The sequence below is a fragment of the Nitrosopumilus sp. b1 genome (assembly GCF_014078545.1).
Taxonomy (GTDB): domain Archaea; phylum Thermoproteota; class Nitrososphaeria; order Nitrososphaerales; family Nitrosopumilaceae; genus PXYB01.
This window is the reverse complement of record NZ_MU078809.1, coordinates 1-660: the sequence shown is the minus strand read 5'-3', so window position 1 is coordinate 660 and position 660 is coordinate 1. Positions and strand designations below refer to the sequence as shown.

General features: G+C 35.9%; 1 protein-coding gene. It reads left to right on the top strand.

Translation table 11 applies throughout. From position 1 onward, the window contains the following. Window positions 1-141: 141 nt before the first annotated feature. On the top strand, window positions 142-660 hold a 519-nt coding region (locus tag C6988_RS11040), incomplete at its 3' end, for an isocitrate lyase/PEP mutase family protein (protein WP_182135505.1).

The window sequence follows — 660 nt, the reverse complement described above, 5'->3', positions numbered from 1 at the left end:
AAAAAAGGAAATTTTGGAGTTTTTGTAACATATTCTGAAAATGAATCAGATGTAGATGATTTAATTAAAATCTATGAAGAATGGATTTCTAAAAATAAATCAAAAACAGAGATTAAATAATTCTCTAGATTACAAAAATCATTGAAAAAATTCCGTCAACTTTTGAAACAAAAAGGACCACTAGTGATTCCCGGAGTTTATGATGCAATTGGTGCAAAGATAGTTGAGAAGACGGGTTTTGAGGCAATGTTTCAAACGGGATATGGAACATCTGCAACTCTATTTGGAATGCCAGATTATGGGTTCATAGGAGCAACTGAGACTGTAGAGAATGCAAGGAGGATTTGCCGTGCAGTATCACCTCCCGTAATTGTTGATGCAGATACAGGTTATGGAAATGCACTAAGTGTATGGAAGCTTGTAAAGGAGTTAGAGGCAGCAGGAGCTTCTGGAATGTTCTTAGAAGATCAAAGATGGCCTAAAAGATGTGGACATATGCAAGGAAAAGAAGTTGTTGCACATGAAGAGTATACTGAAAAGCTTCAAGCTGCAGTAGATGCAAGAAGTAGTAAGGACTTTGTTATTGTTGCAAGAACTGATGCAAGAGCAACTGAAGGATTAGATGCAGCAATAGAAAGAGGAAAACAAAACAAAAAGAAT